20 protein-coding genes and 1 tRNA gene are annotated in these 23,979 nt (G+C 69.0%); 5 read left to right on the forward strand and 16 right to left on the reverse strand.

What is annotated here, in order from left to right; genetic code table 11:
• Window positions 1–57: 57 nt before the first annotated feature.
• Both ACQPWU_RS58855 and ACQPWU_RS58860 read right to left on the reverse strand, forming a co-directional pair.
• Window positions 58–1,668, reverse strand: coding sequence for an ABC-F family ATP-binding cassette domain-containing protein (locus ACQPWU_RS58855; RefSeq protein ID WP_433435767.1), 1,611 nt, complete (start codon window positions 1,666–1,668; stop codon window positions 58–60).
• Between the two features lie 67 nt (window positions 1,669–1,735).
• Complete coding sequence (locus ACQPWU_RS58860; protein ID WP_433435768.1) at window positions 1,736–2,686, reverse strand: teichoic acid biosynthesis protein C; 951 nt, start codon at window positions 2,684–2,686, stop codon at window positions 1,736–1,738.
• Between the two features lie 176 nt (window positions 2,687–2,862).
• Here ACQPWU_RS58860 and ACQPWU_RS58865 point away from each other — a divergent pair, with 176 nt between their 5' ends.
• The 5 genes from ACQPWU_RS58865 to ACQPWU_RS58885 all read left to right on the forward strand — a co-directional run bounded on the left by ACQPWU_RS58865 (window position 2,863) and on the right by ACQPWU_RS58885 (window position 7,394).
• A complete protein-coding gene (locus ACQPWU_RS58865) occupies window positions 2,863–4,026 on the forward strand; it encodes a DUF4185 domain-containing protein (RefSeq protein ID WP_433435769.1) in 1,164 nt (387 codons plus the stop codon).
• Window positions 4,023–5,036, forward strand: coding sequence for a DUF4432 family protein (locus tag ACQPWU_RS58870; protein ID WP_433435770.1), 1,014 nt, complete (start codon window positions 4,023–4,025; stop codon window positions 5,034–5,036). The genes ACQPWU_RS58865 and ACQPWU_RS58870 overlap by 4 nt, the downstream gene beginning before the upstream one ends.
• Window positions 5,033–5,878: an SDR family NAD(P)-dependent oxidoreductase gene (locus ACQPWU_RS58875; protein WP_433435771.1), complete on the forward strand. Its 846-nt coding sequence runs from the start codon at window positions 5,033–5,035 to the stop codon at window positions 5,876–5,878. The genes ACQPWU_RS58870 and ACQPWU_RS58875 overlap by 4 nt, the downstream gene beginning before the upstream one ends.
• 197 nt (window positions 5,879–6,075) lie before the next feature.
• Window positions 6,076–6,495 (forward strand): peptidase inhibitor family I36 protein, encoded by a 420-nt coding sequence (locus ACQPWU_RS58880; RefSeq protein ID WP_433435772.1) that lies wholly within the window; start codon window positions 6,076–6,078, stop codon window positions 6,493–6,495.
• The gene (locus tag ACQPWU_RS58885) at window positions 6,486–7,394 is read left to right on the forward strand and encodes a hypothetical protein (protein ID WP_433435773.1); all 909 of its coding nucleotides are present in this window, start codon (window positions 6,486–6,488) and stop codon (window positions 7,392–7,394) included. The genes ACQPWU_RS58880 and ACQPWU_RS58885 overlap by 10 nt, the downstream gene beginning before the upstream one ends.
• Here the strand turns inward: ACQPWU_RS58885 and ACQPWU_RS58890 are convergent.
• The 14 genes from ACQPWU_RS58890 to tmk all read right to left on the reverse strand — a co-directional run bounded on the left by ACQPWU_RS58890 (window position 7,353) and on the right by tmk (window position 23,957).
• Window positions 7,353–8,789 carry a S10 family peptidase gene (locus ACQPWU_RS58890; RefSeq protein ID WP_433435774.1) on the reverse strand — a complete coding sequence of 479 codons (1,437 nt, stop codon included), beginning with the start codon at window positions 8,787–8,789 and terminating at the stop codon, window positions 7,353–7,355. The two genes, ACQPWU_RS58885 and ACQPWU_RS58890, sit on opposite strands and share 42 nt — an antisense overlap.
• Before the next feature lie 9 nt (window positions 8,790–8,798).
• Window positions 8,799–10,031, reverse strand: a complete 1,233-nt coding sequence (locus tag ACQPWU_RS58895) for an enolase C-terminal domain-like protein (RefSeq protein WP_433435775.1) — start codon at window positions 10,029–10,031, stop codon at window positions 8,799–8,801.
• Window positions 10,028–13,003 carry a glycoside hydrolase family 38 C-terminal domain-containing protein gene (locus ACQPWU_RS58900; protein WP_433435776.1) on the reverse strand — a complete coding sequence of 992 codons (2,976 nt, stop codon included), beginning with the start codon at window positions 13,001–13,003 and terminating at the stop codon, window positions 10,028–10,030. Before ACQPWU_RS58900 ends, ACQPWU_RS58895 begins: the two co-directional genes overlap by 4 nt.
• Window positions 13,003–13,812 carry a carbohydrate ABC transporter permease gene (locus ACQPWU_RS58905; RefSeq protein WP_433435777.1) on the reverse strand — a complete coding sequence of 270 codons (810 nt, stop codon included), beginning with the start codon at window positions 13,810–13,812 and terminating at the stop codon, window positions 13,003–13,005. The genes ACQPWU_RS58900 and ACQPWU_RS58905 overlap by 1 nt, the downstream gene beginning before the upstream one ends.
• Window positions 13,809–14,657: a carbohydrate ABC transporter permease gene (locus ACQPWU_RS58910; protein ID WP_433435778.1), complete on the reverse strand. Its 849-nt coding sequence runs from the start codon at window positions 14,655–14,657 to the stop codon at window positions 13,809–13,811. The genes ACQPWU_RS58905 and ACQPWU_RS58910 overlap by 4 nt, the downstream gene beginning before the upstream one ends.
• 10 nt (window positions 14,658–14,667) lie before the next feature.
• Window positions 14,668–15,915, reverse strand: a complete 1,248-nt coding sequence (locus ACQPWU_RS58915; RefSeq protein ID WP_433435779.1) for an ABC transporter substrate-binding protein — start codon at window positions 15,913–15,915, stop codon at window positions 14,668–14,670.
• Window positions 15,916–15,935: 20 nt separating this feature from the next.
• The gene (locus ACQPWU_RS58920; protein WP_433435780.1) at window positions 15,936–16,631 is read right to left on the reverse strand and encodes a FadR/GntR family transcriptional regulator; all 696 of its coding nucleotides are present in this window, start codon (window positions 16,629–16,631) and stop codon (window positions 15,936–15,938) included.
• A 94-nt stretch (window positions 16,632–16,725) separates the two neighbouring features.
• A complete protein-coding gene (locus tag ACQPWU_RS58925; protein ID WP_433435781.1) occupies window positions 16,726–17,250 on the reverse strand; it encodes a DUF305 domain-containing protein in 525 nt (174 codons plus the stop codon).
• A gap of 193 nt (window positions 17,251–17,443) precedes the next feature.
• Window positions 17,444–17,520: transfer RNA gene (locus ACQPWU_RS58930), tRNA-Thr, on the reverse strand.
• 285 nt (window positions 17,521–17,805) lie between these two features.
• On the reverse strand, window positions 17,806–18,627 hold the full coding sequence (locus tag ACQPWU_RS58935) for a PSP1 domain-containing protein (RefSeq protein ID WP_433445566.1): 822 nt from the start codon (window positions 18,625–18,627) through the stop codon (window positions 17,806–17,808).
• A gap of 96 nt (window positions 18,628–18,723) precedes the next feature.
• Entirely contained in the window at window positions 18,724–19,764 is a 1,041-nt protein-coding gene (locus ACQPWU_RS58940) for a permease-like cell division protein FtsX (RefSeq protein ID WP_433435782.1), read from the reverse strand.
• Window positions 19,761–20,288 (reverse strand): SigE family RNA polymerase sigma factor, encoded by a 528-nt coding sequence (locus tag ACQPWU_RS58945; protein WP_433435783.1) that lies wholly within the window; start codon window positions 20,286–20,288, stop codon window positions 19,761–19,763. The genes ACQPWU_RS58940 and ACQPWU_RS58945 overlap by 4 nt, the downstream gene beginning before the upstream one ends.
• Window positions 20,289–20,352: 64 nt before the next feature.
• Window positions 20,353–21,525, reverse strand: coding sequence for a DNA polymerase III subunit delta' (locus tag ACQPWU_RS58950; RefSeq protein ID WP_433435784.1), 1,173 nt, complete (start codon window positions 21,523–21,525; stop codon window positions 20,353–20,355).
• A gap of 371 nt (window positions 21,526–21,896) precedes the next feature.
• Window positions 21,897–23,957, reverse strand: a complete 2,061-nt coding sequence (gene tmk / locus ACQPWU_RS58955; RefSeq protein WP_433435785.1) for a dTMP kinase — start codon at window positions 23,955–23,957, stop codon at window positions 21,897–21,899.
• Window positions 23,958–23,979: the final 22 nt, after the last annotated feature.

Raw genomic sequence — 23,979 nt, forward strand, 5'->3', positions numbered from 1 at the left:
TGATAACCCGTGCATGGGCACGGATGGCAGGTGACACGCGCCAGGCGTACCAACTCTTTAACGGGGACGGGCGACCCTGGCCTCGTCCCAGACCGGGTCCGGCGACTCGTAGACCGCGCCGTCGGAGCCGAAAACCAGGTAGCGGTCGAAGTCGGCGGCGAACCAGCGGTCGTGGGTGACCGCCATGACCGTGCCGTCGAACGCGTCCAGCCCCGCCTGCAACGCCTCGGCGCTGGCCAGGTCGAGGTTGTCGGTCGGCTCGTCGAGCAGCAGCAGCGTGGCCCCGGACAGCTCGAGCAGCAGGATCTGCAGCCGCGCCTGCTGCCCGCCCGAGAGCGAGTCGAACCGCTGCTCGGCGGTGTGCCCCGCCAGCTCGTAGCGGGCCAGCGTCTTCATGGCCTCGTTCTTCAGCTTGGCGTGCTCGCTCATGACGATCTCGACCGGGGTGCGGCCGAGCAGGTCGGGCCTGGCGTGGGTCTGGGCGAAGTGGCCGGGGACGACGCGGGCGCCGAGCCTGGCGACGCCGTCGTGGGCGACCGGCCCGTCGGCCAGCAGGCGTAGGAAGTGGGACTTGCCCGAGCCGTTGGAGCCGAGGACCGCGACGCGTTCGCCGTACCAGACCTCGAGGTCGAACGGGCGCATGAGCCCGGTGAGCTCCAGACCCTCGCAGATGACCGCGCGCTTGCCCGTGCGGCCGCCTCTGAGGCGCATCTTGATGTTCTGGTCGTTCGGGGCCACCTCGGGCGGCCCGGCCTCCACGAACTTGCGCAGCCGCGTCTGGGCGGCGTGGTAGGGGGCGGCCATGCCGTCGTTGTACCTGGCTTTGTTCTTGAGCATGTTGACCAGGGCCTTGAGCTTGGCATGCTCCTCGTCCCAGCGCCTGCGCAGCTCGTCGAGGCGCTCATTACGGGCCTTGCGGGCCTCCACGTACGTGGCGAACCCGCCGCCGTGGATCCAGATGTTGCCGGACTCGACGGTCACGATGCGGTCGGCCGCGTTCGCCAGGAGCTGGCGGTCGTGGCTGACCAGCAGCACCGTTTTGGGCGTCTCCCTGAGCTGCTGCTCCAGCCACTCCTTGCCGGGGACGTCGAGGTAGTTGTCGGGCTCGTCCAGGAGCAGCGTCTGGTCGGGGCCGCGCAGCAGCGCCTCCAGGACGAGCCGCTTCTGCTCGCCTCCGGACAACGTGGCCACGTCCCGATATTTCACTCTTTCGTACGCGACGCCGAGCGCGGCCACCGTGCAGGTGTCCCACAACACCTCGATGTCGTAGCCGCCCGCGTCGGTGTAGTCGCTGATCGCCTGCGCGTAGCGCATCTGCGTCTTCTCGTCGTCGCGCTCCATCATGGCCAGCTCGGCCTCGTCGAGCCGCTCGGCCGCCTTGCGCACGGCGGGCGGGGCGACTCCGAGCAGCAGGTCGCGCACACTGCTGCCGTCGCGCACGCTGCCGATGAACTGCCGCATCACGCCCAGCCCACCGGAGCTGGCCACGCTGCCGTCGACCGGCTGGATGTCACCGGCGATCAGCCGCATGAGCGTGGTCTTGCCGGCGCCGTTGGGCCCGACGAGCGCCGCCTTGACGCCTTCACCGATCCTGAAGGACACGTCGTTGAGCAGGGGCCGCCCGTCGGGCAGCACGTACGTGAGATGTCCTACTTCGACGTGGCCCATCCCGGCAGGTTAACCGCCGCCTTACGGTGCGGTCATCACATTTTCGCGGATCAGCGTCAGCGGCGGTTCATACGAGCGCGTTCTTGTAGAAGATGCTGGCCTTGCGTGCCCCCGGGGCACCTGAGGCGAGGCCGAGGCACAGCCGGGGCCGTCCCGACACGATCTGGATGGCCAGGCCCTCCGGCTCGCGGTAGTCCAGGGACTTGCCCGCCTGGCTGAGCGAGCGCTGGACCTTGGCGCCCGTGCGCAGGTCGACGCAGGTGAGGTACGTGTTGCCCGGCGCGGGATTGGAGGAGCCGTAGGCGGTGCCGTCGAGCAGGTAGAGGTAGTTGCCGTAAGCCGTGTAGCCCTGGAAGACGCCCAGGCCGGACGGCTGCGCGACGTCGTACAGCTTCCTGGCCGTGCCCGCCTTGACCGCCGCCAGCGAGTACGCCACGAACCGCGCCTGACCGCCGACCCGGCACCGCATGATCAGCCGGTTGGTGGACGGGTCGATCGCGCACGTGGTGCTGGTCGCGCCCGAGATCAAGGTGTACTTGGTGAGCGCCGAGGACGACGGCCTGAGCGTCTGGCCGTTGACGAACTTGAACCTCGCCAGCCGCCTCCCCCAGGCGTTCCCCGCGCCGTCGCTCACCGCGTCGGTCTCCGTCCACAGGTAGGCGGAGCCGCCCGACGGCTCGACGCCGATCTGCACGCCGTGGCCGAAGCCCAGCAGGTACATGTGGCCGAGCACCGACCCTGACAGGCTCAGCTTGGTCACGCAGAGATCTCCGGCCGCCGCCGACCCCGAGCCGTTCTTCAGCTGGGCCAGGTAGATGTGCCCGTTGACGTTGTCGAAGGCGAACGACTGCAGCACCGTCTCGTCGTACAGCGCCTTCTTCCAGAGCAGCGAGGTGGCGGGTGCCGCCAGGTTGAACCGCCCCTGGGCGGAGGCGGCAGCCGCCGTCTCCGTGCCCACCAGAGCTGTCGCGGCGACTCCGGCACCGACCTTGAGCAGATCGCGGCGAGTGACCGGCATTTGACCTCCATTACGGACATTTACGGATATTTCAGGAAGTCATCACCATAGTGGAGTTGCACCGAAGGCCACCGCCGCATCCCACAATCCGTTCCGGCGGAGAGTGAGAGGGGCCCTAGACAGTAAGTGATCTAATGACTAGAACTGTAGGGAACTCCCCTCCCCAAGGACCAGTGATGACGCGATTCCGCTCCGCCTTAGCACCCCTGGCCATCGCGTTGGCGGGCCTGACGGCCGTGCCGCAGCAAGCCTGGGCGGCCCCGCCCAAGCCCGTCCCGTCGGTAGCGCAGCAGCAGCAGGCCACGCCGGCCGCCGCCTGCGCGCCGACCGTCAAGGGCACCACGACCGACGCCCGGCTGACCAGCCTCTTCACCAACTACGGCAACGACAACAACCGGGTGGACGACTGGACGGGCGCCGACGGCACCTACTCGGTCAAACTGCCGAGCGGCAAGGAGCTGTGGATCTTCTCCGACACCTTCCTCGGCCGGGTCAACCCGGACGGCTCGCGCCCGCCCGTGGTCGAGGAGGGCGGCGACACGGTCTTCCTCAACAACTCCTTCGCCGTCGAGCGGGACGGCAAGCTGTCCACGATCCACGACGGCACCGCGGAGAAGCCGACCGCCGTGATGCCCCCGCGCGACCAGAACCACTGGTTCTGGGCCGGTGACGCGACGGTGGCCGGCGGGATCGTGGAGGTCACCTACCAGGAGTACGAGCGGTACGGCACCGGCGCCTGGGACTGGCGCTGGCACCGGAACGTGGTGGCCAGGTTCGCCGCCGGCCGGCTGAACGAGCCGATCAGCGTGAGCGACCTGCCGTCCGCGCACGGCATCTCGTGGGCCTCCGCGATTCTCAAGGACGGCGGATACACCTACGTGTACGGCGTCGAGGACCTCGGCTCGCCCAAGTACATGCACGTCGCCAGGGTCAGGGGGCTGAGCCTGCTGGGCGCGTGGGAGTTCCTCAAGGCGGACGGCACCTGGTCGCCGGACGAGGCCGACTCGGCGCGGATCATGAGCGGCGTGGCGAACGAGTACAGCGTCACCCGGGTCGGATCGGGGTATGCCCTGATCACGCATGACACGACCGAGGTGCTCAGCCCGAACATCGTGGCCTACACCTCGTGCTCGCCGGCAGGCCCGTTCACCGCCAAGCAGCACGTCTACACGACCCCCGAGACCAGCGGGAACATCTTCACGTACAACGCCCACGCACACCCCGAGGTGGCCGGCAACGGGCTCGTCATCTCCTACAACGTCAACAGCTTCGTGAACACCGACCACTACCGGGACGTGACCATCTACCGGCCGAGGTTCCTGGATGTGACCTTCCAGTGAGGCGTAACTGGGCGGCCCGCCTGCGGCACGTCACGATCGACGGGCTGCGGGCGGTCGTGCTGGAGAACGAGCGGCTGCGCGTGACCGTCGTGCCGGACAAGGGCGGCGATGTGGTGGAGTTCCTGCACAAGCCCACCGACACGGACTTCGTCTGGCTCTCCCCGCAGGGCCTGCGCGACCCGCACGACCACCTCCAGGGCGCGGCCGATGACGTCGCCCAGTTCGTCGACCACTACGAGGGCGGCTGGCAGGAGATCTTCCCCAGCGGGGGCGCGCCGAGCGAGTACCGCGGCGCTCGGTTGGCGCAACATGGGGAGGTCTCCGGGCTGCCATGGCAGTGCGAGGTCGTGACCGACTCCGAGGAGGAGGTCGCGGTACGGCTCAGCGTGCGCACGCGACGGCTGCCGTACCGGATGGAGAAGGTCTTCAGGCTGAGGTCGGGGACGGCGGCGCTGGAGATCGAGGGCCGGGCCACCAACGAGGCCGACATCCCCCTGCACGCCATGTGGGGGCAGCACATCGTGTACGGCCTGCCGTTCCTGCGCCCCGGAGCCACGATCCGGTTGCCGGACGGCGTCAAGGTCATACCTCACGAAAGCGCGATAAATCCAGCAAAGGGCCGCCGGGTGAAGGCGGGCGGCCCCTGGGACTGGCCGCGGGTGCCCGCCGATCAAGGCGGCGAGACCGACCTGAGCGTGGTCCAGGAGCGGGGAGCGCCGAGCGACATCGTCTATCTGACCGGCTTTAACGAGGGTTGGTACGAAATTTCGGGGGATATCGGTATCCGTGTGGAGTGGGACGCGACTCTCCTGCCGTACCTGTGGATGTGGCAGGAGCTCGGCGCGTCCACCGATTATCCCTGGTGGGGGCGGGCGTACACAGTGGGTCTCGAGCCGTTCTCCAGCATGCCGACCGACGGCCTGGCCGCCGCCGTGGCCAACGGCACGGCCCTGATCCTGGACCCGCATGAGACGAAGGTGTTGCGGTTGCGCGCGGAGGTACTGGCATGAGTGAGTTCAGCGGCAAGGTGGCGCTGGTGACGGGCGGTTCCATGGGCATCGGGCGGGCGGTCGTCGACCGGCTGGCCGACGGCGGGGCGTCCGTGGTGTTCTGCGGGGTCGAGAAGGACGCGGCGCTCGACAGCGGAGCGGCGAGCCTTGGGCGGAGAGCGGCAGCTTGCGTGACCAGCGGAGCCCCGTGCGAGCGCGACCATGGACACGAGAGCGTCACCGGTGTGATCGCCGACGTGCGCAAGGCCGGCGAGATGCGCGACCTGGTGGACCTCGCCGTGGCGAAGTACGGCGGGCTCGACATCGTGGTCACCTGCGCGGGCGTGCAGCGTTACGGCACGGTCGAGGACACTCCTGAGGACGTCTGGGACGAGGTGCTCGACATCAACCTCAAGGGCGTCTATCTCGCCTGCAAAGCCGCCATCCCCAAGCTCAGGGCCCGCGGCGGCGGCTCGATCGTGATCATGTCGTCGGTGCAGGCGTTCTCCTCGCAGGCGCAGGTGGCCGCGTACACGGCGAGCAAGGCCGCGCTCAACGGCCTGACCAGGGCCATGGCGCTCGACCACGCCTCCGACGGCATCCGGGTGAACGTGGTCTGCCCTGGCTCGGTGGACACTCCGATGCTGCGCTGGGCCGCGGACCTGTGGCGGGGCGAGCTGTCGCAGGAGGAGCAGATCCAGCAGTGGGGCCGCTCCCATCCGCTGGGCCGGGTGGGCCGGCCCGAGGAGGTGGCCGAGATGGTGGCGTTCCTGGCAGGACCGCGCTCGTCGTTCATCACGGGCGCCGAGCACCGCGTGGACGGCGGCCTGCTCGCGCAGAACCCGGCCGCCCTCCCCGAATAGATCGGGCGGTGCTTCCCGAGAAGCCCACGGAATCCCCTTGTTGCGCACCAAAGCTGGCAAGAGTTGCGCCAACGCCACGAACTCCCAGGTCATCCCGCTGATACCAGTGTTCCTCGGCGTGCCGGGCACGCGCCCCGGCTCCGGGCGCGCAGCCCCGCACGGGACCTCGAAACGACCCACTGATCGAGGAGAGACCTGTGAGGCTATCCAGAAAGGCCGCCGGCCTCGTCGCCGCGGCCGCGATCTTCACCGCGGCCACCCCCGCCGGTGATGCGGTGGCGAGCCCCCGCTCGACCTGTTACGGCGGTCGCGTCTGCCTGTACGCCGCCTTCGACTTCAACCGCGGCCATGCCGACCTCTGGCGTGACTTCATCGAGGACGACCCTGACTTCGCCGACAACAACTGGCTGAACTGGGACTTCTCCAACTCCTGGCACAGCATGGACAACGAGACCAGCTCCATCAGGAACCGCATCGGCTGCAGCGCCACCCTCTGGCAGCACCCGGGCTACACCGGCGCTCACAGCACCTTCACGCACGACTCGAACGACGGCTTCCTGGTCAACAACGCCATCACCAACAACCGAGCGAGCGCGCTGGACATCTGGTGCCGCTGAACAATCACGGTTTCCGGGCCTGGCCGCCGGAAGCCGACCGCCGCGGACTCCTCGCGGTCGCGCTGCTGCTGATCTCCGCTGCCGCCTGCGCCGCCCAAGAGCCCGCGCCACGGGCGCCCGTGAAAGGCGTCTCCTCGGTGTCAGAGCTGGTGCTGCCGTTCGACGCCTACAAGACCACTCCCGAGCAGCGGGCCATCCTGGGCAACGCCCACAACCAACTCGTCGTACGGTGCATGCGCAAGAAGGGGACCACGATCGATCTGCCCGAGGAAGACCCCGTCACCATCGCCGCGATGGACCCCGGCAACTCCCGCCGCTACGGCGTCGCCGACACCGTGGCGACCAAGAACTTCGGCTACCACCTGGCCCGGCTGCACTTCCCCGACATGACGGGTGCCTGGGCGGGCAAGCTCTCCAAGCCGGCCCGCCACCGCCTGTACGGGTCCGCCGTCGACCGCGGCTGCCTGGACAAGGCCACGCTCACGCTCGGCAAGGGCGCGCAGAAGGCGGACTGGCCGTGGCTGGCCCTGCAGGACTCGCTCACGCTGGAGCAGGCCGCCAAACACCCGTCCGTGACGGAGGCGGTCAAGCGCTGGCAGTCGTGCATGAGCCAGGCGGGCCACTCGTACCAGACTCCCGAGGCCGCCATCGCCGACAGCCGCTGGAAACTGGACAAGCCGGCCATCAGCGAGAAGGAGAAGCGGGTCGCGTTCGCGGACACGACCTGCAAGTGGTCGTCGGGCCTGATCGCCGCCTGGTTCGCGGCTGACGCGGAGCTCCAGCGGACGCTCATCCGGGACAACCCCGAGCGCTTCGCCGCGCTCCGCGCCAACCTCAAGCAGCGCCTGGCCCGCGCGTCAGGCCTGCTGGCCGAGGACGAACGCGGCCAGGTCCGCTGACTGGCGCAGCCTGCTCGGCTCGTGGACGTACATCATGTGACCTGCCTCGTAGTACTTGAACTCCACGTTCGCGGCCAGCTCCGCGGGCACGGGCAGGTGGGCGAAGGCGTGCTCGGCGGCGTAGTACGGCGTCGCGCCGTCGTGGTAGCCGCAGGCCACATGCACCCGCAGGTGCGGGTTGGCCCGCATGGCCGCGGCCAGCTTGTCGACCACCGCGACGTGGGCGCCCTCGAACTCCTTGAACGACCACGGCTGCACCCGCGAGGTGAGCACCTCGTACAGCAGGTCGTTGGCATAGCCGAGCTCGGTGCGGAGGTAGTGGTTGAGCGCGGCGCTGTAGGGGCCCATGATCGCGTTCATGCTGGGGTCGGCGGTGAAGTGCTCGCGCCCCGAGTCGGGGTCCCAGCCGGTGAACCGCCCGTCGAGCCGCCCGACGACCCGGCGGCGCGAGCGCAGCACCTCGGTGAAGAACCGGATGTGCTCGATCCGCAGGTCCACACGGTCGACGTAGTCCTCGCTCAGCCCCGTCAGCGCGGCGATCGTGGAGACCGCGGCCGCGCGCTCCTCGTTGCCGAGGCGGCTGCCGCGCGCCAGTGCCCACAGGTAGTCGCGCTCGGCGAACGCCTCGGCCTCGCGCAGCACGTCGTCCAGCGGCCGGTCTCCGTGCAGCCCGTGATAGTGCGCAATAGCGGCATAAGTCGGCAAATAGAGGGCGTAGGACAGGTCGTTGCCCTGGTTGAAATCGCCGGTGATGTAGTCGAGCACCGAGGAGATCAACATCACGCCGTTGAGGTACATGCCGTACCGCGACTGCAGGTGATCGGCCAGCCCGGCCGCCCTGACCGTCCCGTACGACTCCCCCGCCAGGAACTTCGGCGACATCCACCGCCCGTTCCTGGTGGTCCACAGCCGGATGATCTCCCCGACCGACTCGATGTCGCCGGTGAAGCCGTGGTACGGCTCCGCCTTCTCACCCTCGGCCGCCCGCGAGTAGCCGGTCGAGACCGGGTCGATGAAGACCAGGTCGCTCACGCCCAGCAGGCTCTCCTCGTTGTCGGCCAGGCCGTAAGGGGGAGGCAGGAGCGCTCCCGCGTCCCCCATCACCACCCGGCGTGGCCCGAGCACGCCCAGGTGCAGCCACACACTCGAGGAGCCGGGCCCGCCGTTGAACGCGAACGTGACTGGCCGGCTCAGCGGGTCGGCCCCGTCGAGCGTGTACGAGGTGACGAACATCTCGGCCTTCGGGCGCAGGCCCTCGAACTTGCCGTCGTTGATCACCTCCTCGCGCAGCACCATGGTGCCGGTGGTGGCGGTGTACGCCTGCCCCGACGGCAGGGTGTGCGAGGTGGTGACGAGGTTGTCGGCCGGGGGTGCCGGCTGTGTTGCTTCAGACATATCGCCCAATTATGGAGCTATCTCGAGGGACACGGTGGGGTCGGCGAACCGATCGTTCGGCACGGTGGCGTACCAGCCGGGCCGCCCGGGGTCCCGGTCGTACGGATAGCCGCCCGTCTCCCGATAGAACTCGGCGTAGCGGGCGACCTTCTCCGCATCCAGCCGCACCCCCAGCCCGGGCCCCGACGGCACGGCGATGGCGCCCTCCGAGTACGCCATCTTCCCGCCCTCGATCACGTCGTCCCTGAGCTGGTGGTAGTGCGCGTCGGCGGCGTAGGTGAGGTTCGGCAGCACCGCGCCGAGGTGCAGCATGGTCGCCAGCTGGATGCCCAGCTCCCCGGACGAGTGCACGGCCACCCCGAGCTGGAACGTCTCGCACACGCCCGCCGCCTTCACACACGGCCTGATGCCGCCCCAGAACGTCGTGTCCAGCAGCACCACGTCGGCGGCCCTGCGCAGGACGTTCGAGGCGAGCTGCTCGAAGTTGACCACGACGGTGTTGGTCGCCAGCGGCACTCTGACCTGCTCGCGGACGGTCCTGAGCCCTTCCAGGCCCCAGACAGGGTCCTCCAGGTAGTCGTTGTTCAGCCCTTCGATGGCCCGGCCGAAGCGCAGCCCCTCGGCCACCGACAGCACGGCGTTCGGGTCGTACCTGAGCCGGTCGTCCGGGAACGCCTCGGCCAGCGCCCGGTAGCACTCGAGCTCGAAGTCCGGCGGGAACACGCCACCCTTGAGCTTGTGCACGGTGAACCCGTGCGCCGCCTTGAGCTGCCTGGTGTGCTCGACGAGCTGCTCGGGCGTGCGGATCTCGTCATACCCCTCGGCCGCGTACCGGAAGAACAGGTACGAGGCGAACGGCACGGCGTCGCGGACCCGCCCGCCGAGCAGGTCGCAGGCGGGCACGTTCAGGTGCTGCCCGATGAGGTCGATGCAGGCGAACTCGATGGCGGCGAGGAGCTGCGTCCTGTTGTTGTAGAGCGAGGCCGTCGGGTTGGCGATCTTGAAGCGCAGTGCCTCGAGCTGGAAGGGATCATGATCCTTCAGGTACGGCATCAGCGCACGGAACGCCGACTCCGCGCTCTCACCCCCGCCTCCCATCTCACCCAGGCCGACCAGCCCGTTGTCGGCCTCGACCTCGACGATCGTGCGGACGAACCTGCCCCAGTGCGCGCCGTTGCTGTGCCGCAGCGGCGCCTCCAGCGGGACCGCGACCGTCGTGGCCCTGATGTCAACGATCTTCACGAACACGTCCCCCAAATCGCGGCCACCCCGCAGGCGGGCAGCCGTACCTTGACCGTCTCGTCCACCACGTCGAGCCCGCGGGCCGAGCGCAGCCCGGGCAGGCGGACCGCCACCTCGACCGGCTCGGCCGCCAGCGACTGCAGCCGCACCACGCGCTCGTCCCCGGACCGCCCGATCGACGTGATCAGCACGTCGGGGTGGTCGACCGACACGTACGTCTCGGTGACCTCGGGGCTGTCGGTGACCAACGCGCCCACGAACGGCTCGGTCAGGCCGGAGGCCGCCGCCGCGCCGATCCTGCGGCCGTCGGCGCCGGCCGCCGAGGTGACCGCGTAGCGGAACGTGGTCTCGCCCTGCTGCTGGGCAGGGAAGTTGGTGTCCCAGATGTTGTTGAGCGCCCACGAGTAGACCGTGCCGTCCTCCTGGTCGAGGGTGGGCGGGAACGGCGCGTACGGCATGTGGATGGTGCCGAGCTGCACCAGCGGCGCCTCCAGCGTGGCCCAGGCGACGGTCAGCTCGGGATCCTCGAACGCGATCCAGTGCCTGATCGGCAGCATGTACTCGGCCGAGCCCGGCACGCGCGGCACGTCGGGGCCGCCGACGCCGCCGGTGAGCTCCCAGGCCGTGGCAGGGCCGGCGGCGAACGGGAAGGCCAGGAAGACCGCCTCCTTGGCCGGGGTGCCCTGCTTGGCGAGCTGGTAGGTCAGGTCCAGCCTGGGCACGCCGTTGTGCAGTTCGATCGTCGTACGGATCCAGTCCACGCCCTTGCCGTGCAGCTCCACGACCAGCTTCTCGCCGACGGCCGTGCGCTGGGCCTTGGTGATGGTGGCGCCCTTGCCGATGGCCCGGTCGCCCAGGAGCGTGCGGTCATGCGCGCCAACATGTCCCGACAAATGATTGAAATGTGGGGCGGTGGCGTACTGGTCGTAGACGTACTGGCCGAAGCCGGCCGCCGCGTCGCCGTTGACCAGCTCGCGGCCCGCCCGCTTGTCGAAGATCGAGCTGATGTAGCCCTCGCGCACGTCGTAGGCCACGCGGTAGAACTCGTTCTCGATCACCCCGCTCAGGTCGAGCTCGACCGGCTCGGGGGCCTGGGTCTCCCCCGGCACGACGTCGATGCGCGCGTATCCGAAGCCGGGAACGCCGGGGACGACCGCCTGGACGTGCCGCCCGATCGGCCGGGTCGGCCAGTCCTCCGGGTGCACGAACTCCTCGTGGTGCGCGAGCGTCTCCCCGGTCCGCGAGTCCACCAGCGCGATCGGCACGTCGATGCCCACCACGTCCCTTGGCAGGAAGGCACGGACGACGTCGGTCCTCCCCCACGTGCCCGGGTTGAAGACGGCGAACGAGGCCAGCGCGCCGCCCTCGGCGCCCGCCTCGGACAGCGCGGCGGCGAACCTGCGGGTCGCGGCGTGCAGCAGGTCGGCCGCGTCGTCCTGGGCGTCGTAGGCGCCGGACGACTTGCGCGTCCACTGCAGGCCGCCCGAGTCGCCCGCCTCCTCGGCGTCCTCCCACGGGTTGGCCGCGCCCCAGGTGTGCTCGTTGAACAGGGCCACCTTGTCGTAGGCCGCGTCGATCTGCTCGGTGGCGTCCACACCCGCGATCGTGTGCAGGGTCTCGGCGACCCGCAGCGCGGACTGCGCCCTGCGTACGTAGCCGAGCGGGCGCGCGCCCGAGCCGAGCCCGTCCGCCCACCAGTCCGTCCAGTCGCCCTCGTGCACGGCCAGCCGGTCGTGGTAGCGCTCCTCGACGTGCTCGAAGAAGTCGCTGTTGACGGCCGAGCGCAGGCGCGGGTAGGCCCACTCCTCGTTCCACCGGCGCGCGATTGAGGCGGGCACGATCGAGGGCCCCGCGTTGTCGGCGTGCGCGCCCTGCACCCGCAGGTGCAGCACATCCAGCTCGTACGGCTCCTTGGGCGCGTCGGGCCCCTGCCACCCGAACGTCCCGGGACCGTACGGGTACCCCCGCGTGGCCAGGGCGGACAGGTAACGCGGCAGCAGGTCGTCGGCCAGCTCGTAGGAGTCGGTCAGGCCGACCGTGTTGCCCTCCATGTACGCCATGCCGTGCGGCGTGTCGGTGAACCAGACGATGACCTCGTTCCCGCTCGGCGCCCGCCAGCGGAACGGCCTGGTCAGCTTGTCGCCGCCGTGCAGATAGGGCACCGACCGCCCGGCCCAGTTGTGCGCTGCGGCCAGGTAACGCACGCCGGACGCGTTGAGCGCGTCCACCAGGCCGACGACCGCACCGGGAACGTCGGTGTGCATGGCGGACTTGGTGGCGAAGCCGTACCGCTCCTTGAGCCGGCCGGTGAAGCGGAGCTGGCGGTACAGCTCCTCGGTCGAGCACGCCTCCGTGTGGAGCTGGAACGGCAGCGCGGTCACCTCGATCACGCCCTCGCGGGCCTTTTCCGCGAAGGACGCCACCATGTCGGCGGGCCGCGCGTCGAGCCACTTCAGCGCGGGCATCGACGACTCGACCGTCCACCGGAACTTGGCGTCGTCCGGCCAGGACGCGGTCTCCTCGGCCAGCCGCAGCGCCGCGTCGAGGTAGTCGAGGTGGTGGCGGAGCACGGTGCCCTGCGGGTCGGTGTAGCCGATGTCCAGGTGCGAGTGGTGCACGACGAACACGCTCCACTTGCGCTGCGGGGTCACCGTGACCTGCGCGGAGCCGACCACCCCCGCGTCGTCGCGGCACTCCAGCGTGAGCACGCGCGGCGCCTGCACCTCGGGCACCAGCAGCGTCACGTCGCTGCCCGACGCGCTGTCCACGCCCACCAGCACGTGGGTCAGCGGCTCGGTGCTGGACACCCTGACCGCCTGGCGGCCGTCGTGGGTGAACAGCGGCAGCACCGCGACCCGCACCTCCAGTCCGCGCACGCTGATCACCGGTGTCGAGGTGTCGTCGCGCAGCGCCTGCCTGATCCCGTCGTAGTCGGGACTGCCCAGGCTCCGCTGGAGCAACCGGCTCGTCATCAAACACTCCCTAGAGACAGGCCCCTGGCGAAGAGGCGCTGGGTGGCGAGGAACAGCACGACGGTCGGCAGCGAGACCACGAGCCCCGCGGCCAGCCCGACGGGCACCGGGGTCCCGGCGTACACGTCGGTCATCAGGCCGGCGATGGCGGTCATCACCGGCCGCACGTCCTCGGTCTGGGTCAGGGTCAGGCCGAAGATGAGGTCGTTCCAGACGAAGGTGAACTCCAGGATGAACACCGCCGTCAGCGCGCTGAGCGAGATCGGCAGGTAGATACCCCAGAAGATCCGCCAGGTCGAGGCGCCGTCCATCCTGGCCGCCTCGAAGATCGAGAATGCTACGCCGGTGTAAAAGTTACGCAGCACGAAAGCGGCCAGCGGCACGCTGATCGCCGTGTAGACGAGGATCATGCCAAGGCGGCTGTCGTACAGGCCGGCATCGCTGTAGCTCACGAACAGCGGCACGAGCAGCATCTGCGAGGGGAAGACCGTACCGCCGAAGATCAGGATGAACCAGAAGAAGCCGTGGCGGAGCCGGAGCACCACGATCGTGTACCCGGCCAGCGCCCCGATGAGCACCCCGAGCAGGGGCGAGACGATGGCGTACAGCGCGGTGCTGGCCAGGCTCTGCGTCAGGTTGGCGCTCTCCAGGGCCCGCCCGAAGTTCTCGAACAGCGAGAAGTCCAGCGAGGGCACCCACGCGCGGCCCGGATCGTACGAGCTTGCCGGGCGTGAGGCGTTCACGAACAGCAGGTACGTCGGCCCGAGCCAGAGCAGCCCGAGCACGACGAGAACGGCACGCCTGATCATGAGGCCACCTGCCGCTTGAGGTAGAGGTAGGACGCCAGCCCGGTGACGACGGTCAGCATCACCGCCACGGCCGAGCCGTAGCCGTAGTCGCTGGCCACGAATGTTTCCTTGTACATGGTGACCGCCAGCGTCTCGGAGTTGCGCCCCGGGCCGCCCTGCGTCAGCACCCACACGATGTCGAACGTCTTCAAGCTGGCCACCAGCGCGAGCCCGACCACGACCGCCGTCAGCGGCCTCATGAGCGGCCAGATGACGAACCTGAACAGCTGCCAGCCCCCGGCCCCGTCGAGCCGCGCGGCCTCGATCGGCTCCTTCGGGATGGACTGCAGCCCCACCACGAAGAGCAGCATGTTGACGCCGAGCTGCTGCCACGTCCAGACCAGCAGCATCGCGAACGTGTTGACCGGCGCGTCCTGCAGGAACGCGGTGTCCACGCCGAGCAGCATGTTGGCGATCCCGCCGTGCGACAGGATCGGGCTCCACACCATGGCGAGGCCCGCGCCGCTCAGCGCGTACGGCAGCAGGAACGGCACCCGGAACCAGATGCCGCCCTTGATGTCGTACGACAGCACCGCCACCAGCAGGCCGAGCCCGACGGGCAGCACCATGGTCCCGACGACCCAGAGCAGCGTGTTGCGGATCGAGGTGAGCAGGGCCGGGTCCTCGAACAGCTTGCCGAAGTTGTGCCCGCCGATCCACTGCGCCGGCTCCAGGCCGTCGTAGCGGGTGAAGCTGAGGTAGGCCGTCCACAGGAACGGCGCGTAGAGCAGGCCCGCGACCAGGAGCACCGCGGGCGCCACGTATCCGGATCGGAAGCGGCCGAGCATGGGAGCACGCGTGTTCATGGCCTCACGCTCACTGATGCGTGCTCCAGTACTCATCGGCGGCCTTCTGGATGGTGTCCAGAACCTCCTTGTAGCTGGACGGCTCCGTCACGAACTTGCTGAAACCGTCGAGGGCGGCCGTCAGAATCGGCGGCGGCGTGGCCTCGAAGTACCGGTTGACCAGGCGGTACTGGCCGCTGCCCGCGTCCTTCGTGACGGCGCCGAGCGCCTTGTCCGCGATGCTCACCTTGGGGTTGGCGCTCACGTCGCCCCTGCTGGTCGCCCACTTCTCCTGCGCCTCCGACGTGGTCCACCACTTGAGGTACTTCTGGTTGGCCTCCGGGTCGGCCGCCTTGGTCAGCGAGCAGAGCGGGCCGCTTTCGAAGATCATCGAGGTCTTGGGCAGCGAGGGGTTGACGTTGGGGATGACGAAGAAGTCGTAGTCCTCGCCGGGCTTCAGGTTGCGCTGGGTCATGCTGGTGTTGAACCAGGTGCCGAAGGAGACCATCGCGGCCTTGCCGTTCTTCAGCACGTCGCCTGGATCCGTCTTGTCACCCGGATTGATGAAATATCCGGCGTCAATGAGCGACTTCCACTTCTCCATCACCTGGACCACGCCCGGGTCGGTGTACTTCGCCTTGCCGGTGGACAGGCGGTCGTACAGGTCGGGGTCGGTGCCGGCCAGGAGCTGCTCGAACCAGACGAAGGAGAACAGCACGCTGGTGTGGTAGAAGGCCTTGACGCCGTTCTTCTTCAGCGTGTCGGCCACCTTGACGAGGTCGTCCCACGTCTTCGGCGCCTCGAGGCCGTACTTGTCGAAGACCTTCTTGTTGAAGAACATGCCCCAGTACGCGACGTTCATCGGCACGCAGTACTGCTTGCCGCCGATCGTGTAGTAGGGCTGCAGGTCCTTCGACAGGTCGCCCGCCTGGATCGCCTGCTGCCAGATGTCCGTGGTGTCGGCCACCTGCTTCTGCTTGACGATCTCCTCCAGCATCCCCCCGGTCTGCCAGGTGAACAGGTCAGGCTTGACGTTCGTGCGGAACGACGCCTCGATGAACGCCTGGTACTGCGCCGAGTCCGTGTATCCCGTCGGCTTCATGCCCAGGCCGATGCTCTGCTTGGACAGGGCGCCCATCTCGTCGAAGTACTTCGTCCAGGCACCCTTGTCGTTGTACAGGGTCAGCTCGGTCTTCTTCTGCGTCTGCGCGCCGTTTCCACCACAGGCGGTCAGGACGAGCGCTGCCACGCCGAGCGTGACCACACGTGACCGGAACATGGACCGGCCTCCTTGTTTCATCAGGGGGATTGCAACCTGTGCTCTATAACCGTCTTCACGTCCACCAGGTGGGCCCGCATGCGCTCCTCGGCCTGCGCCGCGTCGCGTGCTTCGATGGCCCCCAAGATCGCCAGGTGCTCCTCGTAGTCGCGGCGCCGGTCGTCGAAGATCTGCAGGATCTCCTGCTGCTCGGGGCCGTGGACGGTGAGCAGCGAGTCGACGACCTCGTGCAGCACGCTGTTGCCCGCCAGCCGGGCCGTCGCCCGGTGGAAGGACATGTTGGCGTCGTGCAGAAGGGCGTCGTCGCCTCGCAGGTGCCTGCCCGCCTCGTCGAGCACCCGCTTGAGCGCCGCCAGCGCCTCGGGGTCCGCGTGCTCGGCGGCCATCGCGGCCAGCGGCGGCTCGATCACGATGCGCGCGCCGAGCAGCTCCAGGAGTTGGGTGGCGTGCATCTCGCGCATGTTGGGGTTGGGCAGGACCACCCGCTCGATGTCGGCCCCGACGTAGATGCCGGAGCCGTGCCGCATTTCGACGGCCCCGGTGGCCTCGAGTCTGCGTAGCGCTTCGCGTAGCGTCGGGGTGGTGACGGCGAAGCGCTGAGAGAGCTCCCTGGTCGAGGGCAGCCGGTCGCCCGGCCGGTGCCCGCCCGTACGGATGAGCTCCAGCATGCGCTCGGTCAGAGCGTCGGACAGTGTCGGCCGCGTTACCTCGGACATATCAGGTGATCTAATCACTTTCTGGCTTTGGCGTCTATGATTTCGCCATGACAGCGTGCGGTGGCCCGCTACGAGCGGGCGCCGCGGGCCTTCGTCACCGATTCAGCAGGTCCGTCATGATCGCGATCTGCCCCTTGCGCGAGTCCCGCACCTGTCCGGCCCACTTCTGAACGGCCGGGTTCGCCCCGCCCGCCACCTCGGCGGCGGCCATCCGCACGGCGTCGCCCTGATGCGCGATGAGCAGGTTGAGCAGGTCGTACTCGAAGTTCTTCGACTTCTTCAACGCCTGGACGCGTTTGACGTCGGTCTGGGGCATGCCGCCATGGTGGTCGTGCGCGCCGGCCGCTGGCGTGAGCGGCTGGTCCCAGGAGTGCAGCCAGCGCAGCATCATCTCGACCTCGTCCTGCTGCGTATTCGCGATGGCCGCGGTCAGCGTCTTGAGCTCCGGCGTGGTGGCACGGGCGGCGCCCACCTTGGCGATCTCGATGCCCTGCCGGTGATGCGGCACCATCATCTGCACGAACATCACGTCCTCGGCGTTGACCGGGACGTCCTGGGACGTGGCCGGGCCGCAGGCGGTGATCAGCAGGAGGGCTGCCAAGGCGGGCCATGCGCGCACCGGCCTCACCTCTTACTTATAGGAAACCTTCCTAAGAGTTTTATCCGACTTCCTGGCCTAGGTAAACGGCTCAGTACTTCGCGAGGTGCCCTTGCGTGTGATGCCTCGCGATCCCCAGCATGGCCCACGGTGGGGGAAATCGCCGCGTACAACGCGAAGAAGCCCCCCGCGTGATCGCGGAGGGCCCCTGATCTGGAGCCGCCTTGGGGATTCGAACCCCAGACCCCTTCATTACGAGTGAAGTGCTCTGGCCGACTGAGCTAAGGCGGCGTGCTCTGTAGCTTCGAAGAGTCTACAGGAGCCCGAGAGGTTCTCGCTCCCATTGATCTACCGGTCCCTGGCGGCCGCCCCGCTCGGGTATTCACCGGTCCGCTGCCCCGTAGTGCTGTGATCGTACTGACCGGGCATGCTCACGTCCGGCTGCTCGGGGTCCTCCGCCAAAGAATCTGCGACGGGTTTCCCCCAAGATCAGGGGGGATCTCTTGCCCCGTATCGTGGTCGCACCGGATGGCAGAAGGCTGGCGGTCGAGGAGCGAGGAAAGCCCGACTTGCCCTCTATGTCGGTGAATCGCCGTACATCGCATCGTGCTGTTTGCGAGGCGAACACACGCTGGCCTTCGAGCACGCGCACCGCCGCCCCCCGTCGTTGAGCCGCACCACCACGGAGTCCGACGGCACGTTGTGCCCCACCACGGTCCCCGCTCCCTCAGGGGTATCCACACTCGACCCCACCCGGGGAGCCGAGGCCCGGAACTCCTGGTACAGGGGATGCTCGTACTTGAGACAGCACATGAGCCGCCCGCACGCCCCCGCGATCCGCAGTGGATTGACAGGAAGGTCCTGATCCTTGGCCATCCGCACCGAGACCGGCTCGAAGTCCTTCAGGAACGTAGCGCAGCACAGGTCACGGCCGCAGGGGCCGATGCCGCCCTGCAGCCGTGCCTCATCCCTCGGCCCGATCTGCCGCAACTCGACCCTGGCCCGGAGGTTACGGGCGAGATCGCGTACCAGGGCACGGAAGTCCACCCGGTGCGGGGCCGAGAAATAGACCGTGTAGATGTTCTCCTCGTCGAGGTAGTCGATCCCGACGACCTTCATCGGCAGCGTGTGCCGTTTGATCAGCCGTTTGGACACGCTGCGCGCCTCGGCCCTGTGCCGCTTGTTGGCCTCGTCGCGGGCGAGATGCTCCTCACCCGCGAGGCCCGCGCACACCGGTAGCCCGTCGATGTCCTCGCTCGTGTACTGCGGCGCCCACACGCACTCCGCCACCTCGGGACCCGAGTCGGTCGGCACGAGCACCTTGTCGCCCACCTTCGGGCTGTGCTCGCCGGGATCGAGGTAGTAGAGCCTCCCGTAACGGGTGAAGCTCACGGCCATGATCATTCCCATGGGCTCGAGCTCGCCTCCTGACGGCCTAGGGGTCGTACAGCCACATTACGTGTGCCACGGGCGAAGAGTGAGGGCGGAGCCGGATCACTTGCCTACCGGGCACACCTTGTCGTCCGGCAGGAAGAGCCCATAGGCGCTCATCAACTCGCTGTTGTCGACCGCACATGGGGCATACAGGACCTGACTCACCCCCGGCTGCTTCCTCAGTTTGCTGACCACCGGGGGCCACTCCACCTCGGGCTTCAGCATCACTTGGAACGTTTCCGGCATGTCCCCTACCCTGACGGCCTGGAGCAACTTCTTGTTGTCCCGGTGCTGGCGGCGGAAGTTCTCGAACGCCGCCGCCTGATCCTCGAAGAAGACCTCCTGTACCCCAGGCGTGGCCTTGATCGTCTTGTCGATGGCCCGCTTCTGGGCTGCCGTCGCTGCCTTTCCATCCTTGGTGACCTTGAAACCGCCATTCTCCTGGGACTCGCGCTCGGCACCACATGCCGGCAACGGGGATGCCTTGGCGCAGAGGAATACATTGATCTGCGGCTTCAGTGGCTCGGCCGGGGAGGGTTGCTGCGCCATGGCCTCCAGCACGCCGGGCATCCCCCGAAGCGCCGTCCGCACCTCCTGCGCGTCGGTCCCCTTCCTCAGCTTCAGCCTGAACGACGTCGGCAAATCGGTGGGCGTGACCTCGTCCAGCACCGCCTTGTTGTGCGCGAAAGCGGCTCGGAAATTCTTGTAGGCGGTCTGCTGGTCTGTGAAGGACATCTCTTCGAGCTGCGGCAACTCCTCCAGCTTCCGCTTGACCGCCTCCGTCTCCTCAAGGCTCACGTCGCGCCCCTGGCACGCCTCCTTCGGGGCCGACTTCGTACACAGGAAGACGGCCACCTCCGTGCTCTCGGCGGACGGGGGGTCTGCCGCCACCACACGATCCTCGTCGCCCGGACCGCCCAGCCACATGGCCGTCGCCGCCCCCGCGAGCACCACGACCGCCGCCGCCGCTGTCACCAGCCGGAAGTCCACCCGGAACCGCCGCCGCTGCGGCTCCCGCAACGGGCTGAGCACGCTGGTGTCGACCGTCGCCCCCGCCTCGACGAGGGCCTCGCGCAGTCTGTCCTCCACACGGCTGGTCATGAATCCTCCCCAAGCACCCGGCCGAGGGCCGCCAGCCCTCGTGCGATCGTGGACCTGACCGTGCTGGCGCCGATGCCCATGGTGTCGGCGATCTCCTGGTCGGACAGGTCGAAGTAGTAGCGCAGCGTCAGCGCCTCCCGCTGCCTGCGCGGCAGTTCGTGCAGGGCCAGCAGCACCTCTCGGCGCTCCTCCCCCATGAGCGCGGCGCTCTCCGCCGACCACACAGGCGGCTCGTACGGCACCGCGCGCCGGAACACCCTCGCCCGCCTGCGCAGCACGGACCGGCACCCGTTGAGCACCGCCGAGCGCACATAGGCCAGCGCCTTGTCGGCATCGCGTAACCGGCCGCGGCCCGCGTGGGTGCGTGCGAACGCCTCCTGCACGACGTCCTCCGCGCTCGCCTGATCGCCGACCATGATCAGGGCCAGTCTGACGAGGCCCACGTGGTGCTCGGCGAAGATCGACGCCACGTCGGCCCGCTGCCGCGACAGGGCCTCTTGTTGGGTGACTAGTTCGACTTCCACGTATCAGAGACGCCTCACAGCCCCATCTGCTGCTCGCGATACGCGACCGTCTTCCGCAGCGGGGTCAGGAACGCAGCGCCAGCATCATCGCCTCGACCGCCATCTGCGGATTGACATTCACCGCCAGCCGTTCCCGGCACTGCATGATCGCGTCGATCCGCCGCAAGGTCTCATCCGGCGTGGACGCCTTGGCCAGCTGGTCGAGATCGAAGCGGAGGTCGTCGTTGGCCAGCTCGACGCCGGCCCCGAACTGCATGGCCAGCACGTCCCGATAGAACGACACCAGCTCCAGCAGCGCCGAGTCCAGCGAATCGCGCTTGATCCGCGTGGCCCGCGACTTCTGCCGGTCCTCCAGCTCCTTCAGGGCCCCGGCCCCACCGCGTACCAGCCCTCGGTTGAGACCCTTGCCGGTGGACCCCTCGCCGTAGATCTTGCGCAGCTCGGCGGTCTCGCTCTCGTTGAGCAAGGCCGTGGCCGCGGCGGCCTCCTCCTCGGCCGTCTTCACCAGCCGCTCGGCCGCCGAGACGCACTCTCCCACCCCGGTCAGCGAGCGTGGAATGCTCAGCACCGCCTCACGACGCCGCCTGACGCCCTCGTCGAGCGCCAGCGCCCGCGCCCTGCTGATGTGCCCCTGGGCGGCCCTGGCGGCGAACCTGGCCACGTCCGGCGGCACGCTGTCGCGCGTGGCCAGCACGTGGGCGACGGCCTCCGTGGCGGGGGTGGTCAGGTTGACCACGCGGCAGCGCGACCTGATGGTGATCATCAAGTCGTCCGGAGCCGGCGCGCACAGCAGCCACACCGTACGGGGCGGCGGCTCCTCGATGGCTTTGAGCAGGGCGTTCGCGGCGGACTCCGTGGCCCGGTCGGCGTCCTCGAACAGGATGACCCGCCACCGCCCCTGCGTCGGCGCCCCGGCCGCCCGCAGGATGAGCTCGCGGGTCTGCTTGACGCTGTAGGACAGGCCCTCGGGGCGTACGGACTCCAGGTCGGGATGCGAGCCGATGAACACCTGGTGGCACTGGTCGCAGTGGCCACAGCCCCCATCGGGGCACAGCAGCGCCGCGGCGAAGGCACGGGCGGCGTCCTCCCTGCCCGAGCCCGGCGGCCCGGTGAACAGCCACGCGTGGGTCATGCCCGCGCCGCGCCCGCCCCCGACGACCTCTCCGGCCGCCGCCGCGGCCCGCGACAGCACGGCTACCGCCTGGTCCTGCCCGACGAGGTCATCGAAAACTGCCACGACGTAAGGCTAGCCGCACATCGCGGTCCCCACGCCCGCTACTCCAGTACGGCGCAACCGCCCCACCGCGGGCGGTTGCATCTGCCTCTCCTGGCCGGCGCCACCATCCCATTCCCGGCCCCGCCCGCCGCTCCGGACCAACGCCACCACCCCACCACCGCACCGGGGCGGCGCGACCCGACGCCCAGCAGTACAAGCGCACCACCGTCTCCCACACGCCCGCACTCCCAGGCGCGCCTCCCCCACCCACGCCCGTGCCGGCTCAGTGCAGGCATGGCACCGCCTCGGAGTGGCCCGCGCGTGCTGGGTCGGTGGCCGTATCAGAGTGGCGGCGGTGAAGTGATGTGGCGCCGCCCTGCCGGCACGATCGGCTAGTCGCGGATGGCGGGCATCGTGCCCGTGGCGTCCTCAGACTCCTGCGGCACCGGGTCCGGCAGGATCTCGCGGATCCGGTCCTGGATCTGGCGGGTGATCACCTCGGCCGCCAGAGTGCCGTCCACCACGAGGTAACGCTCGGGCGCCGCCGCCGCCAGCGCGCGGAACTCCTTGCGCACCCGCTCGTGGAACTCCAGCGGCTCCGCCTCGATCCGGTCGGCGGCCCCTCCCAGCCGGGTCAGCCCCACCTGGGGAGGCGTGTCGATGAGCACGGTCAGATGCGGCACCAGCCCGCCGGTGGCCCAAGCGTTGATCTTGGACACGTCCTTGGGGTCGAGCGCCCGCCCCGCCCCCTGGTAGGCCAGGGAAGAGTCGACGTAGCGGTCGGTGATCACGAGCGAGCCCCGGTAGAGCGCGGGACGGATCACCTTCTCCACGTGCTCGGCCCGGTCGGCGGCATAGAGCAGCGCCTCGGCCCGCGCCGACAGCCCGCGCTCGGCCGCGTCGAGCAGGATCGCCCGCAGCCGCATCCCGACCTTGGTCGAGCCCGGCTCGCGCGTCTGCACCACGTCGAAACCCTGGTCACGCAGCCAGATGGCGATCAGCCGCGACTGGGTCGTCTTGCCCGACCCCTCGCCGCCCTCGAACGCCACGAACAGCCCTGGCGCCTGCTCGGCCGCCTCCGCCGTGAACCGCTCGCCCCGCACGGTCGCGATCAGGTCGGCCGACAGGGGGACGCCCTTCCTGTCGTCCATGTGCCGCAGGGCCAGGATGCCCACGACCATCGCGAGCGCCCCGCCGATCACCAGCACCAGGTTGGAGCCGTCGAACCGGTAGGCGAACTCGCCCATCCGGAGCACGTGCACGCCGAAGATCGCCGCGAGCGGGTTGGCCACGGCGACCACCAGCAGCAACGTCACCCTCGCCGTGGACTGCAGGAACGAGAACGTACGGCCGCGCAGCCCGTCTTCGACCTCGAGCCCGATCAACGTGTAGCCGATGATCCAGGCGATGCCCGCGCAAGCCCCCAGCAGCACGGTCAGCATGACCACGATCACCAGGTTGTGCACCAGCGCGGTGGCCATGAGCACCAGCCCGGCGACTGTGATGGCCAGGCCGAACAGCCGCCGCCGCGACAGCTCGCGGAGCAGCCTGAGCCCGAAGAACATGCCCAGCGCCATGCCGGAGAACACCGCGCCGAACACCACGCCGTAGGCCGCGTCGCCGCCGCCGAGCGCCCCCACGTAGATCTTCGCGACCCCGACCACGGCCCCACCCGCCGCGAACGCGCCCAGCATGCCGATGATCAGCCCGCGCACCAGCCGGTTGCGGCCGACGTACCGCCAGCCCTCGACGATCTGTTTGAGGACGGAAGGCGTGGAGATCGCGCCGTCGCGCTTGGGGATGCCGCGCAGCGTGAAGATCAGGAAGGCCGAGACGAGGTAGGCGCAGGCATTGACGATCAGCGCCAGCCCGGTGGCGGCCGTGCCGGACGCGAACGGCATCAGGCCCCCGAACGCGTCGCCCACTACGGACAGCGCCGCGAACAGCAGGGCCGCGACCGGCGCGGTGCCGTACGTGACCAGCAGGTTGAGCCGGTTGGCCGACTCGAGCTGCTCCTTGGGCACCAGGTTGGGCACGGTGGCTTCCTTGGCCGGGACCCAGAACAGGTTGACGCACTCGACCAGGATGGTCGCGATGATCACCCACTGGTAGCTGATCACCCACTGGAAGCTGTAGATCAGCGGGATCGACAGCACCACGGCGAACCTGGCCAGATCGGCCACGAACATCGTCAGCCGCCGGTCGAACCGGTCGGCGAAGACGCCCGCGAGCGGCCCGAGCAGCACGGCAGGCAACATCTTGGCGATGAACACGCCGCCGACGGCCAGTGACTGCACACGGTAGTCGCCCTGCGTGATGTTGGCGGCCAGGGCGGTCAGAGCCAGGATGTTCAGCCAGTCGCCCAGACTGCACACCGACATGGCCATCCACAGCCGTCGGAACGGCGCAATGGCCAGCACGTGGGAGGGGTGGCGTCGGCCAAGGGCGGTCATGATTTCAGGGTATCCAGGAAGT

Origin of the sequence: Nonomuraea sp. CA-141351 (assembly GCF_050944675.1) — a bacterium.
Taxonomy (GTDB): Bacteria; Actinomycetota; Actinomycetes; order Streptosporangiales; family Streptosporangiaceae; genus Nonomuraea.

Bases quoted from the DNA above. Each gene is read 5' to 3' on its own strand.
- ACQPWU_RS58905 (WP_433435777.1), bottom strand. From the start codon at position 13,812: ATGATCAGGCGTGCCGTTCTCGTCGTGCTCGGGCTGCTCTGGCTCGGG.
- ACQPWU_RS58875 (WP_433435771.1), top strand. From the start codon at position 5,033: ATGAGTGAGTTCAGCGGCAAGGTGGCGCTGGTGACGGGCGGTTCCATG.
- tmk (WP_433435785.1), bottom strand. From the start codon at position 23,957: ATGACCGCCCTTGGCCGACGCCACCCCTCCCACGTGCTGGCCATTGCG.
- ACQPWU_RS58915 (WP_433435779.1), bottom strand. From the start codon at position 15,915: ATGTTCCGGTCACGTGTGGTCACGCTCGGCGTGGCAGCGCTCGTCCTG.
- ACQPWU_RS58865 (WP_433435769.1), top strand. From the start codon at position 2,863: ATGACGCGATTCCGCTCCGCCTTAGCACCCCTGGCCATCGCGTTGGCG.
- ACQPWU_RS58940 (WP_433435782.1), bottom strand. From the start codon at position 19,764: ATGACCAGCCGTGTGGAGGACAGACTGCGCGAGGCCCTCGTCGAGGCG.
- ACQPWU_RS58935 (WP_433445566.1), bottom strand. From the start codon at position 18,627: ATGGCCGTGAGCTTCACCCGTTACGGGAGGCTCTACTACCTCGATCCC.
- ACQPWU_RS58900 (WP_433435776.1), bottom strand. From the start codon at position 13,003: ATGACGAGCCGGTTGCTCCAGCGGAGCCTGGGCAGTCCCGACTACGAC.
- ACQPWU_RS58910 (WP_433435778.1), bottom strand. From the start codon at position 14,657: ATGAACACGCGTGCTCCCATGCTCGGCCGCTTCCGATCCGGATACGTG.
- ACQPWU_RS58860 (WP_433435768.1), bottom strand. From the start codon at position 2,686: ATGCCGGTCACTCGCCGCGATCTGCTCAAGGTCGGTGCCGGAGTCGCC.
- ACQPWU_RS58920 (WP_433435780.1), bottom strand. From the start codon at position 16,631: ATGTCCGAGGTAACGCGGCCGACACTGTCCGACGCTCTGACCGAGCGC.
- ACQPWU_RS58855 (WP_433435767.1), bottom strand. From the start codon at position 1,668: ATGGGCCACGTCGAAGTAGGACATCTCACGTACGTGCTGCCCGACGGG.
- ACQPWU_RS58890 (WP_433435774.1), bottom strand. From the start codon at position 8,789: ATGTCTGAAGCAACACAGCCGGCACCCCCGGCCGACAACCTCGTCACC.